General features: G+C 70.3%; 14 protein-coding genes and 1 pseudogene. 8 read left to right on the forward strand and 7 right to left on the reverse strand.

The features are described from left to right. The first annotated feature begins 28 nt into the window (after positions 1 to 28). The 3 genes and pseudogenes from ACLQ2N_RS26910 to ACLQ2N_RS26920 all read left to right on the forward strand — a co-directional run bounded on the left by ACLQ2N_RS26910 (position 29) and on the right by ACLQ2N_RS26920 (position 3,370). Positions 29 to 274, forward strand: coding sequence for an SCO4848 family membrane protein (locus ACLQ2N_RS26910; RefSeq protein ID WP_203602060.1), 246 nt, complete (start codon positions 29 to 31; stop codon positions 272 to 274). Positions 275 to 340: 66 nt separating this feature from the next. Beyond that, positions 341 to 1,596: pseudogene (locus ACLQ2N_RS26915) on the forward strand (metallophosphoesterase). Between the two features lie 220 nt (positions 1,597 to 1,816). After that, on the forward strand, positions 1,817 to 3,370 hold the full coding sequence (locus tag ACLQ2N_RS26920; protein WP_425816739.1) for an ABC transporter substrate-binding protein: 1,554 nt from the start codon (positions 1,817 to 1,819) through the stop codon (positions 3,368 to 3,370). A gap of 27 nt (positions 3,371 to 3,397) precedes the next feature. Here ACLQ2N_RS26920 and ACLQ2N_RS26925 read toward each other — a convergent pair whose 3' ends face one another. Beyond that, positions 3,398 to 4,123, reverse strand: a complete 726-nt coding sequence (locus tag ACLQ2N_RS26925) for a TetR/AcrR family transcriptional regulator (protein WP_425816741.1) — start codon at positions 4,121 to 4,123, stop codon at positions 3,398 to 3,400. A 27-nt stretch (positions 4,124 to 4,150) separates the two neighbouring features. After that, positions 4,151 to 5,398: an MFS transporter gene (locus tag ACLQ2N_RS26930; protein ID WP_425816743.1), complete on the reverse strand. Its 1,248-nt coding sequence runs from the start codon at positions 5,396 to 5,398 to the stop codon at positions 4,151 to 4,153. A gap of 101 nt (positions 5,399 to 5,499) precedes the next feature. Between ACLQ2N_RS26930 and ACLQ2N_RS26935 the strand changes: the two genes are divergently transcribed. Continuing rightward, positions 5,500 to 6,009: a MarR family winged helix-turn-helix transcriptional regulator gene (locus ACLQ2N_RS26935; RefSeq protein ID WP_425816745.1), complete on the forward strand. Its 510-nt coding sequence runs from the start codon at positions 5,500 to 5,502 to the stop codon at positions 6,007 to 6,009. Between the two features lie 295 nt (positions 6,010 to 6,304). Here ACLQ2N_RS26935 and ACLQ2N_RS26940 read toward each other — a convergent pair whose 3' ends face one another. The 5 genes from ACLQ2N_RS26940 to ACLQ2N_RS26960 all read right to left on the reverse strand — a co-directional run bounded on the left by ACLQ2N_RS26940 (position 6,305) and on the right by ACLQ2N_RS26960 (position 10,478). Beyond that, the gene (locus tag ACLQ2N_RS26940) at positions 6,305 to 7,081 is read right to left on the reverse strand and encodes a succinate dehydrogenase iron-sulfur subunit (protein WP_383295548.1); all 777 of its coding nucleotides are present in this window, start codon (positions 7,079 to 7,081) and stop codon (positions 6,305 to 6,307) included. Next, the gene (gene sdhA / locus ACLQ2N_RS26945; protein ID WP_425816748.1) at positions 7,081 to 8,835 is read right to left on the reverse strand and encodes a succinate dehydrogenase flavoprotein subunit; all 1,755 of its coding nucleotides are present in this window, start codon (positions 8,833 to 8,835) and stop codon (positions 7,081 to 7,083) included. The genes ACLQ2N_RS26940 and sdhA overlap by 1 nt, the downstream gene beginning before the upstream one ends. Positions 8,836 to 8,865: 30 nt before the next feature. Next, on the reverse strand, positions 8,866 to 9,339 hold the full coding sequence (locus ACLQ2N_RS26950; protein ID WP_425816750.1) for a succinate dehydrogenase hydrophobic membrane anchor subunit: 474 nt from the start codon (positions 9,337 to 9,339) through the stop codon (positions 8,866 to 8,868). 5 nt (positions 9,340 to 9,344) lie between these two features. Then, positions 9,345 to 9,725, reverse strand: a complete 381-nt coding sequence (gene sdhC / locus ACLQ2N_RS26955) for a succinate dehydrogenase, cytochrome b556 subunit (RefSeq protein WP_425816752.1) — start codon at positions 9,723 to 9,725, stop codon at positions 9,345 to 9,347. Positions 9,726 to 9,968: 243 nt separating this feature from the next. Beyond that, a complete protein-coding gene (locus ACLQ2N_RS26960) occupies positions 9,969 to 10,478 on the reverse strand; it encodes a 2-oxo-4-hydroxy-4-carboxy-5-ureidoimidazoline decarboxylase (protein WP_425816754.1) in 510 nt (169 codons plus the stop codon). A gap of 308 nt (positions 10,479 to 10,786) precedes the next feature. Here ACLQ2N_RS26960 and ACLQ2N_RS26965 point away from each other — a divergent pair, with 308 nt between their 5' ends. The 4 genes from ACLQ2N_RS26965 to ACLQ2N_RS26980 all read left to right on the forward strand — a co-directional run bounded on the left by ACLQ2N_RS26965 (position 10,787) and on the right by ACLQ2N_RS26980 (position 16,188). Beyond that, positions 10,787 to 12,382 (forward strand): beta-N-acetylhexosaminidase, encoded by a 1,596-nt coding sequence (locus tag ACLQ2N_RS26965; RefSeq protein ID WP_425816756.1) that lies wholly within the window; start codon positions 10,787 to 10,789, stop codon positions 12,380 to 12,382. Positions 12,383 to 12,547: 165 nt separating this feature from the next. Then, complete coding sequence (locus tag ACLQ2N_RS26970; RefSeq protein WP_425816758.1) at positions 12,548 to 13,372, forward strand: DUF4328 domain-containing protein; 825 nt, start codon at positions 12,548 to 12,550, stop codon at positions 13,370 to 13,372. 188 nt (positions 13,373 to 13,560) lie between these two features. After that, positions 13,561 to 14,130: a hypothetical protein gene (locus ACLQ2N_RS26975; RefSeq protein ID WP_425816760.1), complete on the forward strand. Its 570-nt coding sequence runs from the start codon at positions 13,561 to 13,563 to the stop codon at positions 14,128 to 14,130. 336 nt (positions 14,131 to 14,466) lie between these two features. After that, positions 14,467 to 16,188, forward strand: a complete 1,722-nt coding sequence (locus ACLQ2N_RS26980) for a GmrSD restriction endonuclease domain-containing protein (RefSeq protein WP_425816762.1) — start codon at positions 14,467 to 14,469, stop codon at positions 16,186 to 16,188. Positions 16,189 to 16,208 lie beyond the last annotated feature (20 nt).

Genomic DNA, 16,208 nt, shown 5'->3' on the forward strand with positions numbered 1-16,208 from the left:
CCCGGAGCGCGGCGGCGATACTGAATCCATGAAGCTCAGCCGCCCGGTCTCCTGGTTCCTGCTCGCCTTCGGGGCGTGGTCGTGGGTCATCTGGGTCACCTTCGCTAAAAACTTGTGGAAGGACGGCAGCGGCCTCGCCTTCGACGACGCCGGTGACCCGACCGCGTACTTCTGGGTGCATCTGCTGCTCGCCATCACGTCCTTTCTCCTGGGGACGGCCGTGGGCTGGATCGGGTTCCGGGGCGTCAGGGCCCTGCGTACCGAAAAGGCTTGAAATCACTGGTCCCGACCGGGGCCTGAATCAGGCGGTACCGGGACGAACGGGGCGGGGGAGCGGGACATGCGGGTCGTGGGGGCCGTGCTGGCGGCGGTCGTGGTGCTCGCCTTGCTGGCGGCTGTGCACCGCTATCTGTGGCGCCGGTTCGTCGGTGACACGACGGCCCAGGGCAGCCCCTGGCGCAGGGCCGGCACGATCGCCGCGTACGTGCTGCCGCTGCTCAGCGTCGGAGCCCTGGCCGCCGGACCGGCGGGCGCGCCCTTCCCGCTCCAGCGGGCGCTGGCCTGGCCCGGCTACCTCTGGCTCGCCGCGCTGCTCTACCTGACGCTCGCCCTGCTCGTCGGCGAGGCCGTACGCCCCCTGCTGCGCCGGTGGCTCGCGCGCCGGGCGGCGGCGGTCCGGCCCCCGTACGGGAATCCGCGCCCGTCCCCGTACCGGCGCCGGCGCCGCGGGCCGCGCCCGGGCCGGAGCCCGTCGCGCCCGCCCTCCACGCCCCGTCGCGGCGGCTGTTCGTGGCGCGGGCGGTCGGGGGTGCCGCCGCCGTGGCCGGCCTGGGCACCGTGGGCTACGGGACGTACGGCGTGCTGCGCGGGCCCCGGGTGAAGCGGGTCACCGTGCCGCTCGCCCGGCTGCCGAGGTCCGCCCACGGTTTCCGGGTCGCCGTCGTCAGCGATATTCACCTGGGTCCGATCCTGGGCCGCTCCCATACGCAGCGGATCGTGGACGCGGTCAACCGGACGCAGCCCGATCTCATCGCGGTCGTCGGTGATCTGGTGGACGGTTCGGTCGCCGATCTCGGTCCGGCCGCCGAACCGCTTGCCGGCCTCCGCGCCCGGCACGGCGCGTTCTTTGTCACCGGCAATCACGAGTACTACTCCGGCGCCGCCCAATGGGTTGATCATGTAAGGGAATTGGGGCTGCACCCGCTGGAGAACGCCCGGGTGGAGACCGGCGGTTTCGATCTGGCCGGGGTCAATGACATCGCGGGCGAGAGCGAAGGACAGGGCCCGGATTTCGCCCGCGCCCTCGGGGACCGCGACCCCGCCCGCGCGGTCGTGCTCATGGCCCACCAGCCCGTGGTGATCGACGAGGCCGTCGAGCACGGCGTGGACCTGCAGCTGTCCGGGCACACCCACGGCGGCCAGCTGTGGCCGGGCAACTACGTGGCGGAGCTGTCCAACCCGACGGTCGCCGGACTCGAACGCTACGGCGACACCCAGCTCTACGTCACCCGGGGCGCCGGTGCCTGGGGTCCTCCCGTGCGGGTCGGCGCGCCGTCCGACATCACCGTGGTCGAGCTCGCCTCCCGGCAGGCGTAATCACCCTCGTACGCACGCGAAATGGCGGAACCGGTGACCGTTCGGGAACCCTCTGTATTCGGCTTCAGTGTCAAAGGTTTCGACTGACAAACAATTGGCTATGAGCCTCTGTTCTCCCCTTCCAGATGTGAAAATCGTGTGATTTGCTGGGCGCGAACGTGCGGTGATCTGCGTATCTGAGCGCGACACCGAGGTGGGGCTGTTAAGGGAGAGCACGTCAATGCGGTCGATCCGGCTACGGATTCTCGCGATTTTCGCGGTATTGGTCATCGCAGGCGTGGTCGCCTGGCAACTCCTTCCCTCGGACGAGGGGAACTCCGATCCGATCGTCGTCGGTACGACCGACGCGGTGACGTCGCTCGACCCGGCGGGCGCCTACGACGCGGGTTCCTGGGCGATGTACAGCAACGTCTACCAGTCCCTGATGACGTTCAAGTCCGGCGGGATCGTCCCCGAGCCGGACGCGGCCGAGAGCTGCGGCTTCATCGGCGGCAAGCTCCAGACGTACCAGTGCAAGCTCCGTGACGACCTGACGTTCTCCAACGGTGACGAGGTCACCGCCGAGGACGTCAAGTACTCGTTCGACCGGATGCTGGAGATGAAGGTGGACGCCGGTCCCTCGGTCCTGTTCCCCAGCCTGAAGAACGTGGTCACCGAGGGCCGGACCATCACCTTCAACCTCTCCGCGCGTGACGCGACCTTCCCGCAGAAGATCGCCACGGGCGCCGGCGCGATCGTGGAGAAGGACTCCTACGCGGAGCACAAGCTGCGCAACGACGGCAACGTGATGGGCTCGGGGCCGTACGTCCTGAAGTCCTACGAGGACGGTGTGAAGGCCGAACTCGTGCCGAACTCGCGGTACAAGGGGGCGATCTCCAGGACCGGCGAGCCGGTCACCGTGCGGTACTACAAGGAGTCCGACGACCTCCTCTCGGCCTGGAAGTCCGGCCAGGTCGATGTGACGCACCGTCAGCTGCCGCCGTCGGCGCTCGCCGAGCTGAATCCGGGCGACACCGACAAGCGCGTCACCGAGGCGGACAGCGCCGAGATCCGCAACCTCGTCTTCAACGTCCGCAAGGACGCCCCGCTCGCCGACCGCAGGGTCCGCCAGGCCATCGCGGCGGTCATCGACCGCGGCCCGCTGGTGAGCAAGGTCTACAAGGGCACCGTCGAACCGCTCTACTCGCTGATCCCGCAGGGCACCATCGGGCACAGCACCCCGTTCTTCGACGCCTACCCCTCGCCGGACTCCAAGCGGGCGAAGGCGCTCATGGACGAGGTCGGCGTCCAGACGCCGCTGGCCCTGACCTTCGGCTACCGCGAGGGTGACCAGTACGTCGACGAGACCAAGGAGATCCAGCGTCAGCTGAACTCCACCGGACTCTTCAAGGTGTCGATCAAGGCCGTCGAGTGGACCCAGTTCCAGAAGGACTACGCGGCGGGTAAGTACGACATGTACACCGTCGGCTGGCTCCCCGACTACCCGGACCCCGACACCTTCAGCCAGCCGCTCGTCGGCCGCGACAACACCCTCCACAACGGCTACACCAGCAAGAAGATGGACGACCTGATCGGCGCCACGCTGCAGTACAGCGACCGCAGCCGGGCCTCGGGGGACTTCAAGGATCTCCAGAAGCTGGTCGGCGAGGACGTGCCGCTGGTGCCGCTGTGGCAGAAGAAGGACTACGTCATCGCCAAGTCGGACGTCTCCGGCTCGCAGTACCTCTCCGACGGCACGGGCGTCTGGCGCCTGTGGGAGCTCGGCTGGATCTGATCCACCCCTGCGACGACGCGCGGGCGGCTAGGACTTCAGCGGTCCGGCCGCCCGCGCCGTCGTTTCCGGCAGGAACTCCTCCAGCACCTCGTGCACCTGCCGCACCAGCGGCCGCAGCACCCGGAACCGGGACACCGCCAGGGCGCGCGCGGCGATCGGGACCGTACGCGTGACCAGCCGGCGGCTGCGGGCGGCGCCGGCCGTCCGGTCGTACACCCAGAACAGCACCAGGCCCATGTGCGCGAGCCACATCAACCGCGGGAGCAGCGGGGTCAGTTCGGGGTCCGTCCGGGTGGTGGAGCCGTTCAGGCAGCGCGCGTGGATCGCGATGACCGCCTCGCGCGCGGTGGCCGACTCCGGTGAGAACGGGCTGAGCGGGCTCTCCGGATCGGCGGCGTTCTTGAAGAACTGTGTGGCGAAGGGGCGGTACGGCTCCGCCACGTCCAGCCAGGCCAGCAGCACCCCGCGCAGCCGGGCCGCGAGCTCCTTCTCGCCGTCCAGGACCGGCCGCACCGCCTCCGCGTGCTCGGCGGCGAGCCGGTCGTAGAACCCCTGGACCAGGTGCTCCTTGGACGAGAAGTAGTAGTAGGCGTTCCCCACGGAGACGCCCGCCTCCTGGGCGATGGCCCGCATGGTGGTCCGGTCGTAACCGCGTTCCTGGAAGAGCCGGAGCGCCGTTTCGAGGATCAGCGCGCGGGTCTGCTCGCTCCGGGGGGCCTTGGCGGCCTTCGCGTTCTTCTCTTCCTTCACCACGGCCCGAGCGTATCCGGGCCGCGCCCGCTACCTCGCCGCGGGCGTCGTCCCCGCCGGCGCCCCGGTCTCCCGCGCCGCGCCGGCGGCGGGTGCCCCGAAGCGCCGTACGCCCGGCACCGCGGCGGTGGCCGCGCAGGCGGCGCCCGCCAGCAGCCCGGCCGCGGCGAGCGGGACCTCCGTGTTCCAGGCGGAGGCGGCGAGCGGGGCGAGGGTGTAGCCGAGGGGCATCGCGGCCAGCGAGAGCAGCCAGTCGTACGAGGTGACCCTGGCCAGGGCCTGCGGCGGCACCGCGGACTGGACGGCGGTCTCCCAGACCGGGTTGAGGAAGCCGAGACCGGCCATGGCGATCCCGTACGCGGTGAGCGAGACGGCCACCGGGGCGTGCGCGGCCAGCAGGCAGAGCGGCAGCACGTACAGCGCGCCGGCGAGGTTGGCGGCCAGGACCGCCCGGCGGGGCCGGATGCGGGCGGCCACCAGCGAGCCGGCCAGCAGGCCCACCGCCCCGGTCTGGAGGAGCACGACCCAGGCCCCCTTGCCGCCCGGGCCGTGCAGGAAGAGGGCCGGGCCGAGCGTGGTCAGCACGGCCGCCGCCCCGTTCCAGACGGCGTGCGCGATCAGGCTCGTCCAGTACCAGTCACGGCCGCGGACCTCGGTCCAGCCGGCCTTGAGGTCGCCGAGCAGGGAGCGCCGGGGGATCGGGACGTGGCGGACCCGGATCACGTACAGCAGGGCGGCGCTGACCGCGAAGCTGGCGCCGTCCAGCACGAAGGCCCAGCCCGGCCCGGCCGTGAGGATCAGGGCCCCGGCGACGGCCGGCCCGCCGATCCGCGCGGTCCCGGAGGCCACCGCCATCAGCGTGTTGGCGCGCAGCAGCGCCGACTCGTCCACGGTGCCCCGGACCAGCGGCGACGAGGTCGGCATCGCGAAGGCCCCGGCGGCGCCGCCGACCGCCTCGGCCAGGGCGATCTGCCAGAGGGCCGGGGTGCCGGAGAGCAGTTCGGCACCGACGAAGAGCTGCGTCGCGCACCGCACGAGATCGGTGGTCAGGGCCACCGTGCGGGCGTTGAAGCGGTCACCGACGACACCGCCCAGCGGGAGCAGCAGCAGCTTGGGCACCATCGCGCACCCCAGCACCAGGGCGAGGGCGCTGTTCGAACCGGTGGCCAGATAGACGGCGAGGGTGAGCGCGGCCGGGATCGCGGAGTCGCCCAGCATCGACAGGGAGCGGCCGATGAAGAGCAGCCGGAACGAGCGCGTCCTCAAGGGGTGGGTCATGGGCGGCAATCTATTTCGGTACCGAAGTACCCGTCAACAAGAATTTCGCTTCCGAAAGACTTCCCCGCCGTCCTCGAAGGCGCCCGCGTAGGCTGAGCGCCATGGAGCGACGCGACTGGACCGACGGGCACGTGGAGCGCTGGAGACCCGTGCTTCCCGAGCTCGACCCGGATGTCGAGGGCGCGGTGACCCGGATGAAGAAGCTCTCCGTCCACCTGCGCCGGGTGCGCGAGCAGTCCCTCATCGATTTCGACCTGGACCGGCAGGAGTTCGAGACCCTGCACAAGCTGGCCGGACGCGGCGGCACGGCGGCCCCGTCCGAACTGGCCGCCGACCTCGACCTCGCCCCCGCGTCCGTCACCGGCCGGCTGGACGCGGTCGAGCGCCGCGGCTTCGTCCGGCGCACCCCGTCCACCACGGACCGGCGCCGCGTCGACGTGGTCTTGACGGACGAGGGCCGGTCGACCTGGCTCGGCGCGATGGCCTTCCTCGGGCACGAGGAGGAACGGCTCCTCGGGGTCCTGGACGCGGACGAGCGGGCCCTGCTCAACGACATGCTGCGGCGCATCATGGTGGTCGCGGAGGACCGGGGCGGGGCGGCCTGGGACTGACGCAGCCCTTCGACCCGGTCTCGTACAGTGCCCCGGTCCGCAGGTGACGCCCCTTCACCAGCCGCAGGTCCTCGACGGACCGCCCGTCCGGTGTGCGGACGGTCGCGCCGTTCGGCCCGGGCCGACTCGGCCAGGCCCCGGACGAGCGGGGCGAGTTCGGCGACGAGGCCGCGCTCCACGGCCAGGACGGTGCCGGAGGGTGGTCATCCGGACGGCCGTACCGCCCGGGCCCCCGGACACGGCAAGAGGCCCGGTCCCCTCGCGGGGGACCGGGCCTCTTCACATACTCGGGGGATCAGAAGCGACGCGTGATCAGCGCGCGCTTGACCTCCTGGATCGCCTTGGTGACCTCGATGCCACGCGGGCAGGCGTCCGTGCAGTTGAAGGTGGTGCGGCAACGCCACACACCGTCACGGTCGTTGAGGATCTCCAGGCGCTGCTCGCCGCCCTCGTCGCGCGAGTCGAAGATGAAGCGGTGCGCGTTGACGATCGCCGCCGGGCCGAAGTACTGGCCGTCGTTCCAGAACACCGGGCACGAGGACGTGCACGCGGCGCACAGGATGCACTTGGTGGTGTCGTCGAAGCGCTCGCGGTCCTCGGGGGACTGCAGACGCTCGCGGGTCGGCTCGTTCCCCTTGGTGATGAGGAAGGGCATGACGTCGCGGTACGCCTGGAAGAACGGGTCCATGTCGACCACGAGGTCCTTGAGGACCGTGAGGCCCTTGATGGCCTCGATCGTGATCGGCTTCTCCGGGCTCAGGTCCTTGATCAACGTCTTGCAGGCGAGCCTGTTCTTGCCGTTGATCCGCATGGCGTCCGAACCGCAGATGCCGTGCGCGCAGGACCGGCGGAACGTGAGCGTCCCGTCCTGGTTCCACTTGATCTTGTGAAGGGCGTCGAGGACACGCTCCTTCGGGTCGATCTCGATCTGGAAGTCCTGCCACTGGGCCTCGTCGGAGACCTCTGGGTTGAACCGACGGATGCGGAACGTGGCCGTGATGTACGGCGAGTCGGCGAAGCCGGGCTCGGGCTCGGGAGCCTTGTCGGCCTTGTCCAGGGTGGGTGTAGCCATCAGTACTTACGCTCCATCGGCTGGTAGCGGGTCTGGACGACCGGCTTGTAGTCCAGCCGGATCGACTCGGTGCCGTCCTCGGCGACCTCGCGGTACGCCATGGTGTGGCGCATGAAGTTGACGTCGTCGCGGGTGGGGTAGTCCTCGCGGTAGTGACCGCCGCGGGACTCCTTGCGCGCCAGCGCCGACGTCGCCATGACCTCGGCGAGGTCGAGCAGGTTGCCCAGCTCGATGGCCTCCAGCAGGTCCGTGTTGAACCGCTTGCCCTTGTCCTGGATGGACACGTCCAGGTAGCGCTTGCGCAGCTCCGCGATCTTGTCGACCGCGGCCTTGATCGTCTGCTCGGTGCGGAACACCATCACGTTGGCGTCCATGCACTCCTGGAGCTCCTGGCGGATCGTCGCGACCCGCTCGGTGCCCGTGGAGTTGCGCAGCCGCTCGACCTGGTCGATGACCTGCTGCGCCGGGTTCTCCGGAAGCTCGACGAGGTCGTTCTTCGCGGCGTACTCGGCGGCGGCGATGCCCGCGCGGCGTCCGAAGACGTTGATGTCGAGCAGCGAGTTGGTGCCGAGGCGGTTGGCGCCGTGCACCGACACGCAGGCGACCTCGCCGGCGGCGTACAGGCCCGGGACGACGGTGGTGTTGTCGGCCAGCACCTCGCCCTCGACGTTGGTCGGGATGCCGCCCATGGCGTAGTGCGCGGTCGGCTGGATCGGGATCGGGTCCGTGTAGGGCTCGATGCCGAGGTACGTACGCGCGAACTCGGTGATGTCCGGGAGCTTGGCGTCCAGCTGCTCCGGCGGCAGGTGCGTCAGGTCGAGGTAGACGTGGTCGCCCTCGGGACCGCAGCCGCGGCCCTCGCGGATCTCCGTGTAGATGGAGCGCGAGACGACGTCGCGGGAGGCGAGGTCCTTCATGACGGGCGCGTACTTCTCCATGAAGCGCTCGCCGTCCTTGTTGCGGAGGATGCCGCCCTCACCGCGGGCGCCCTCCGTCAGCAGGATGCCCATCCGCCAGATGCCGGTCGGGTGGAACTGGAAGAACTCCATGTCCTCCAGCGGCAGACCCCGGCGGTAGCAGGCGGCCTGGCCGTCACCGGTCAGGGTGTGCGCGTTCGACGTCACCTTGAAGAACTTGCCGGTGCCGCCCGAGGCGTAGATGACCGACTTCGCCTGGAAGACGTGGATCTCGCCGGTGGCCAGCTCGTAGGCGACGACGCCGGCGGACTTCTTGACCCCGTCCTCCTCGACGACCAGCTGGTCCAGGACGTAGAACTCGTTGAAGAACTCCACGCCCTCCTTGACGCAGTTCTGGTAGAGCGTCTGGAGGATCATGTGGCCGGTGCGGTCGCCCGAGTAGCAGGCACGGCGGACCGGGGCCTCGCCGTGGTTGCGGGAGTGACCGCCGAACCGGCGCTGGTCGATCTTGCCCTCGGGCGTACGGCCGAACGGCAGGCCCATCTTCTCCAGGTCGAGGACGGCGTCGATGGCCTCCTTCGCCAGGATCTCGGCGGCGTCCTGGTCGACCAGGTAGTCACCGCCCTTGATCGTGTCGAAGGTGTGCCACTCCCAGTTGTCCTCCTCCACGTTGGCCAGCGCGGCGGCCATGCCGCCCTGCGCGGCGCCCGTGTGGGAGCGGGTGGGGTAGAGCTTGGTCAGCACGGCGGTGCGGCTGCGCTTGGTCGACTCGATGGCCGCGCGCATGCCGGCGCCGCCGGCGCCGACGATGACGGTGTCGTACGTGTGGATCTGCATGGTTTACCTCTGGTCCTTCGGGCCCGGCGCCTAGCGGATGTTCGGGTCGAAGGTGAAGATCACCAGCGTGCCCAGCAGGACGGTGAACACCGTGGCGGTGTACAGCAGCATCTTCAGCCAGAAGCGGGTGTTGTCCCGTTCGGCGTAGTCGTTGATGACCGTACGCAGACCGTTGGCGCCGTGCAGCATGGCGAGCCACAGCATCGCCAGGTCCCAGACCTGCCAGAACGGCGAGGCCCAGCGGCCCGCCACGAAGGCGAAGCCGATCTTGGACACGCCGCCGTCCAGCACCAGCTGGATCAGCAGGTGGCCGATGACCAGGACGACCAGCACGATGCCCGACAGGCGCATGAAGAGCCAGGCGTACATCTCGAAGTTGGTGCGCGAGCCCTTGGGGGTCTTGCCGGTCCGCTTGCGCGGCGGCTCGATGACGGGGGCCGGATGGTCGACGTCGTAGAGCGAAGCGCCCTCGACGGCGCCGATCGCGGAAGTCTCGGTGGACATGGGCCTCAGCTCCCGAAGAGTTCGCGTGCGGCGTGGCCGAGGACGGGGTACAGGGCACCCAGCATCAGCACGATCCAGATGCCCAGCACGGCCCAGAGCATCTGCTTCTGAACGCGCGGGCCCTTGGCCCAGAAGTCCACGGCGACGATGCGCAGACCGTTCAGCGCGTGGAAGAGAATCGCGGCCACCAGGCCGTATTCGAGGAGCGCGACGATCGGCGTCTTGTACGTGGACACGACGTCGTCGTATGCCTCGGGGGAGACGCGGACGAGGGCGGTGTCCAGGACATGCACGAACAGGAAGAAGAAAATGAGGACACCGGTGACTCGATGAGCCACCCAGGACCACATGCCTTCCCGGCCGCGGTACAGCGTTCCAGCCGGCACGGAAGAACCCTCCGGGAGCGGGGATTGGGGTCGGCCGGCTTGACTGTCGGTCTGACCCGGCCGGGTACGGTCCACCGGCCCCGGCCATCGTAGCGACGGATTGTCGGTTCGATCGCGCGGGGCCCTCCGGTGTGATCAAAGTGGCAACGAAACAGGCACGGACGGGCTATGGACAGCCCTCCACGACCCTGTCCGGCCCCTCAGTGCCGGGGAATCCGGGCCGTGCGGCCCGGCCCCAACCCGTTACCGACTCGATATCAACGCGGCCAGGCGGCCCCGGGCGAGTCGCCGCATCTCGTCCGCCGTGACCGCCCGCTCCCGGTCCTCCTCGTGCGCCAGCCGGGCCCGGATGCCGGCCAGCACCTGGTCGGGGTGTTCGGCGGGCGGGTAGCCGTCCAGGCAGATCACGAAGACATGGCCGAACCTGCGTTCGTACTCGGCGTGGGCGGCGGCCAGCGCGAGATGGGCGGAGCGCGGCGCGTCCGGCCGCAGCCCCGGGGACACCTCGGCCGCCAGTGCCTCGGCGTGATCGCCCGGGGAGAGGTCGTAGGCCGCCTCGTCGGCCGCGGCGAACAGCGCCTCCGCGTCCGGGTAGGGGCGGTGGCCGGCGAGGCGCCGCGCCCAGGCCACGCTGCCGAAGCACGCCAGGAGGGCCGCCTCGGCCTCGGGTGCGGGGGCGCCGTTGAACCGGGGAAGGTCCCAGGCGGGCGCGGCGGACCGGGCGGGTTCGCCGGCGCGGCTCTGCACGGGCACGGCGGTGCGCCGGGCGGGCCGGGGCGGCTGCTCGGGAAGGCCGGCGTGGGACTCGCTGGACCTGGACAGCGTGAGCTCCGAAAGAAGAGACGAAGGGGGACTCGGATGCGAAGAGGGCTCAACGCTAGCGACGCGGGGATAAGGGTGGGCGAAGGATGCGCGAATTTCACCCGGACGGGAGAGTTCCGCGATGCCTGACGAGCGAATGTGTGAGGAGAATGCCCGGTTACCTCCCTACATCTGCGCCGATTTTTGACAGTTCTGTTTCCTTTCTGCCCCCTTTCCCCCGAACCGGAGGTTTCTGACTGATGGCACCCTCACGCGGCGCCCTCCTGGCCGTGACGGCGGCGGCCGCGGCGAGCGTCGCCCTCGTCGGCTGCGACGGCTCCGGATCCGACCACGGCAACGGCCCCGAGACGTCCCGTGCGGCGTCCTCCCGTTCCCCCACCCCGTCACCGACCCGGAGCTACCCGCTCTCGAAGGCGCCCCGCGCCATCCCCGCCGTACGCGAGCACACCGCGGCCCACGGGCCCGGCTGGAAGCCCGGCAAGGACAGCGGGGTCGTCATCGCGGACGGCAGCGGCAAGCTGGCCGACGAGGGGAAGCTCCTGGCCGGCGAGCTGAAGATCCACTACCGGGGCGAGGTGCCCGCCCGCGCCGGAGACGTCGAGCTGGCCCTCACCCCGAAGGCGTCCGGCGGGCCGGAGTCGTACACCCTGCGCACCGCCGACGGGCGGGTGCGGATCAGCGGTCCCGGTGAGGCGGGCGTCTTCTACGGCACCCGCACCCTCAAGCAGTCCGTGCGCGCCGACGGCTCCATGCCCGAGGGCGTGGTGCGCGACCGGCCGGACAAGCCGCAGCGCGGGCTCAACCTCGACATCGCCCGCAAGCACTACACCGCGTCCTGGATCGAGGCCCGGATGCGGGAGATGGCCGACCTCAAGCTCAACCAGCTCGGCCTGCACTTCTCCGACGACCAGGCGTTCCGCATCGAGTCCGACACGCACCCCGAGGTGGTCTCGCCGGACCACCTCACTAAGAAGCAGGTCCGGCACATCGTGGCCCTGGGCCGCCGGCTGCACATCCAGGTCGTCCCGGAGATCGACTCGCCCGGCCACCTCGGCGCGGTGCTGCGCGCCCACCCCGGCCTCCAGCTGCACAACGTCTCCGGCGTCGCCTCGACCGGATCGCTGGACATCTCGAAGCCGGGCGCGGCCAAGCTGATCGACGAGCTGCTGGGCGAGTACGCGGAGCTGTTCGGCGGTGCGTACTGGCACCTGGGCGGCGACGAGTACCGGGCGCTGATGGCGAGCAACCCGGCCGCCTCCTACCCGCAGCTCCAGCGCGCCGCCGTCGCGAAGTACGGCTCCGGGGCCGGCATCGCCGACCTCGCCACCGGCTGGCTCAACGACCGGGCGAAGGTGGTCCGCAAGCGCGGCATGCGGCCGAAGGCGTGGAACGACGGCCAGTTCCGCGACAGCGAGGTGCGCGCGGACAAGGACATCGAGGTCGAGTACTGGACGGGCAAGGAGTACGGGGCCCGGTCACCGGAGGAGTACCTGCGCGAGGGCCGCAAGGTCCTCAACCTCAACGACGAGTTCATGTACTACGTGCTCGGCCAGCCCAACGCCTTCGTCTATCCGACCGGCAAGCGGATCTACGAGCAGTGGACCCCGCTCGTGCTGCGCGGCACCACCCCGGTCCCGGCCCGCTACTCGGACCAGATCCTCGGCGGCCGGTTCGCGGTCTGGGGCGACTTCCCGAACGCCCAGACCGCCGAGCAGGTCGCCGCGGGCATCCGGATGCCGCTGCGGGCGACGGCCCAGAAGCTGTGGGTCCCGGGCAAGCCGAAGCTGAGCTACGCGCAGTTCCAGTCGCTGGCGAAGGACATTGACGCGGGCTGAGCTGAAGCGACGCGGGCTGAGCTGAATCGGCGCGGGCCGAGCCGCTGGAACGCCTATGACCATGGACAACGCGGCCGCCGGGCCATACGGTCCGGTGGCCGCGCCGTCCGGGGAGGGGCGCGCGCGTCTCACGTCGACGTCCGAATCCTGGGGGGTTCCGTTTCCATGCTCTGTGCACTCTGCGGTACGAGACCGGCCGGCACCGCCGACGCGCGGTGCGGCGTGTGCGCCGTCACGGCCGGCTCCGACCGGGGCCGGGCCTGGGCCGGCAGCACCGGCGTGACGCCGGCCCGGCCCCGGCTGGACCATCTGCGCTCTCCGGTGGGCCTGGCCAAGGCGGTGTGCGTGCTGCTCGGCGCCGCGGCCGTCGCGGACGTGCTGGCGATCGCCGCCGGAATCCACACCCGCGTGCTGCTCGCCGACGGGCTGGACGGCGGCTTCCTGGTGGTCGACGAGGAGGCGTGGACCCGCGCGGACCACCTGTACACGGCCGCCGGGTCCCTCCAGGCGCTCACCTTCCTCGCGACGGCGGTCGTCTTCCTCGTCTGGCTGCGCCGGGTCCGGATCAACGCCGAGGTGTTCGACCCGTACGCCCACACCCTGCGGCCGGGCTGGGCGATCGGTGGCTGGTTCGTGCCCCTCGGCAACCTGTGGCTGCCGTACCGGGTGGCGAAGGGGGTGTGGACCGCGAGTGCCCCGGTCGACACCCTCGGCGGCCGGACCGCCGCGCCGCGCGGGCCGCTGAAGGCCTGGTGGGCGGTGTTCGTCGCGGACCAGCTCGTGAGCCGGGGCACCGGCCGCCTCTCCGCCGACGCGGAGACCGGCGACGAGATCGTCCGCGGGCTCGACCTGGTCGCGGCCAACGACGCCCTGGACCTCGCCGCGGCGGTCCTGGCGATCCTGTTCGTCCGCAGGCTGACGGGGATGCAGTCCCGGCGCGCGGACCTCGGCGCGTTCCCCGCCGGGCCGTCTGCGCTCCCGGCGCACTGAGGCGGCTCCGGGCGCACAGGCGGCGGGCGGGACGGGTGGGGGACGGGTCAGGGAGGCGGGAGCGGCGGTAATCAGCCAGCGGCAGTGACGCTTTTCGGCCATTCGGCGCTGAATGCGATAACAGGAAGTGCTGCGCCCCCCTGTGTCCCGGCAGGGGAGACGTACGGGTGGGCTGACAGGAGACGCCGATGAGCCTGCTCGACCTGATCGCCGCCGCCGACGACCGCGGGCTCGCCGCCGGAGCGGTCGCCTGCCTCGAACGCTGTCTTCCCCGGCCCGCCCCGGGCGCCGGCCCCGATCCGCTGCGCCCGCTCTGGGCCGCCTGCGCCGAGCCCCGTCTGTGGCCGGCCCGCCTCGCCGAGGCCCGTGCCGCCCTGGGCGCTCCCGCGGACTCCGGCGGACCGGCCGCCCGGGTCCGGGACCTGCTCGCCGCCGCCCCGGAGGACCGGGCGGGCGAGGGGCTGCGCGCCTGGGCGGACGCCTGTTCGGTGCTGGCCCTGGAGGTCCACCTCGGCCACGACACGACCGCCGCCGCGGCCCCGGACCCGGTGGCCCGCTGCCGCGCGGGCGACCCTTCGGGCGCGGGCCCGCTCCTGGCCGGCGAGGCGGCCCGCCAGACCGCGATCCTGGAGATGCTGGCCGCCATGGACGAGGCCGCCCCGGCCGCGGCCGGCCTGCGCCAGATCCGCGACGTCTCCACGGAGGGCCAGCGGGTGCTGCGGGCGGCGGCGGCCCGACGGAGGCGGGTGCGGCCCTGAGCCCCGGGGGCGGCGGCGGGAAGAACGAGGACGACCGGGGCCGCCACCCCTGGCCGGGATGGCCGCTAGAAAGCGCCCTGACCAGGCATTTTAGGGCGCACGGTGGAGGCTCTAGGCTACTGGTTGGATCGGTCTCCATCTGAGTGTTTCTGCCTGTCCCTGACTGCTGTTGGCCACGCGTTGGCCACGGCGTCCAACCGTCGAGGGTTCTGGATGTTCGAACGGCACGCGGGCACGCAGTGGGACTGCGTGCCCGCTCGGCGGATTGTCAGTGCCGACTCCTAGGATTGTCTTGACAGCTGCACAGGCGAGTAGGCATAGCAGTGGAGGGGCGGAATGGGGTCATCTCAGGGCTCGGGGCGCATCACAGCGCCTGAACCGACGATTGCGCCGATCTCGACGCTCGCGCACCGCGTGCTGTCCGGAGAGATCGTTCTGCCGAAGTACCAGCGGGCGTTCGTCTGGGAGCCGGAACAGGTTCTCTATCTGCTGGACTCGGTCCGCCGGAACTATCCCATCGGCAGTTTGCTGATGTGGCGCACGTCCGATCGTCGGCTCGCTAGTGGTCACGAGATTGCTGGGCTGACCGCTGTCCCACAAGTGTCAGGCGCTCCGGTTCAGTACGTCATCGATGGACAGCAGCGACTGGCGAGCCTCGTGGGCGCGATGCACGGCCAGGGCGCACGGTGGAGGATCGGATTCGACCTGGCCCGTGAGGAGTTCCTGTACCTCACGGAGGAGACCCCGGCTGGTGCGCACATCATCCCCGTGCGCGACCTCGACTCGGCGGGCTCGATGATGGCGTGGGTGCTGAGGGACAAGCCGACGGACGAGCATGTGCGGCGCGCTCAGGCACTGAGCGATCAGTTCCGCGGGTATCAGGTGCCGGTCGTCACCATGGTCGAGGTCACTGAGGAGGACTCGGCCCGTATCTTCGAGCGGATCAACAGCACGGGCACGAGGATGGACATCGTTGATCTTGTGCGCGCCGGGACCTGGTCGAGCGACTTCGACCTCAAGGAAGAGATCGAACAACTGCTGCAGGTTCTCGACCGAAAGCGGTATGGGCGGGTCGATACCAAGACGATGCTCCGCACGATCTCCGCAGCCGCAGGACTGGGGTTCTCCACGAAGTCCATCCAGGACCTGAGGCGTCTCGACCGTGCAGAGCTGCAGGGTGCGGTGACCGAAGCCGGCAAGGCGGCTGCTCGAGCGGTCGATTTCCTCTTCACTCAGATCCGGACTCCTCGTGCCGAGGCTCTGCCGTATTATAACCAGTTCGCGGTCCTGGTGGAGCTTTTCCGGCAGCTCCCCAAGCCGACCGCCGATCAATACGCGGCGATCGGCCGGTGGTTCTGGCTGACGGCGAGCAGTGAGTACTTCAAGGGCTGGCGCGAGTCTCAGATGACGGCCGACCTCGACGCGGTGTCCGCCTTTGCTGCCGGCCAGGCGACGGAGATCGAGACCGGGGCGGCCCTGCCGCGCGACGTGCTTTGGCAGCGGACGCAGTTCTCACGCGCCAACGCGCCAACCAAGCTGCACGTCTTGCTGATGTCGTACGAGAAGCCGGTGGACCTCAACACCGGTCAGGCCATCGACACCGACAAGGCGCTGGCCGGGCAGAACGACAAGCAGTTCCACCACTTCTTTCCGCGTGCCTTTCTGAAGCGAAGCGGAGTGAGCGCGACTCGGGCGAACGTGTGCGGAAACCTGATCATGTTGAGCGCGATCACCAACAACAACGTCTCGGACTCTCCGCCCTCCGTATATCTCAAGGACTTGATCGACTGGCATGGCGAGGACACGCTGAGGGCGCGACTGCGGACCTGTCTCATCGAGGAGGACGCCTATCAGGCTGCTCTGCGAGACGACTACGAGGGCTTTCTGAGGGCTCGCTCGCGGACGCTGCACGCGCGTCTGATCGACCTGATCGGATCGGCGGCCGAGGGTGGCGATGACTCTGGGCCGAGCATCACGTCGATGGGCGCGGAGGAGTCCGAGGAGCCCGATCCCGTACCTGACGACGCGGAGCCCTTCGACCGAGACTCGGTCGACTGAGCTGGGCCTGGTCAGCATGC

It is taken from the genome of Streptomyces sp. DT224 (assembly GCF_049844595.1).
Lineage (GTDB): Bacteria > Actinomycetota > Actinomycetes > Streptomycetales > Streptomycetaceae > Streptomyces.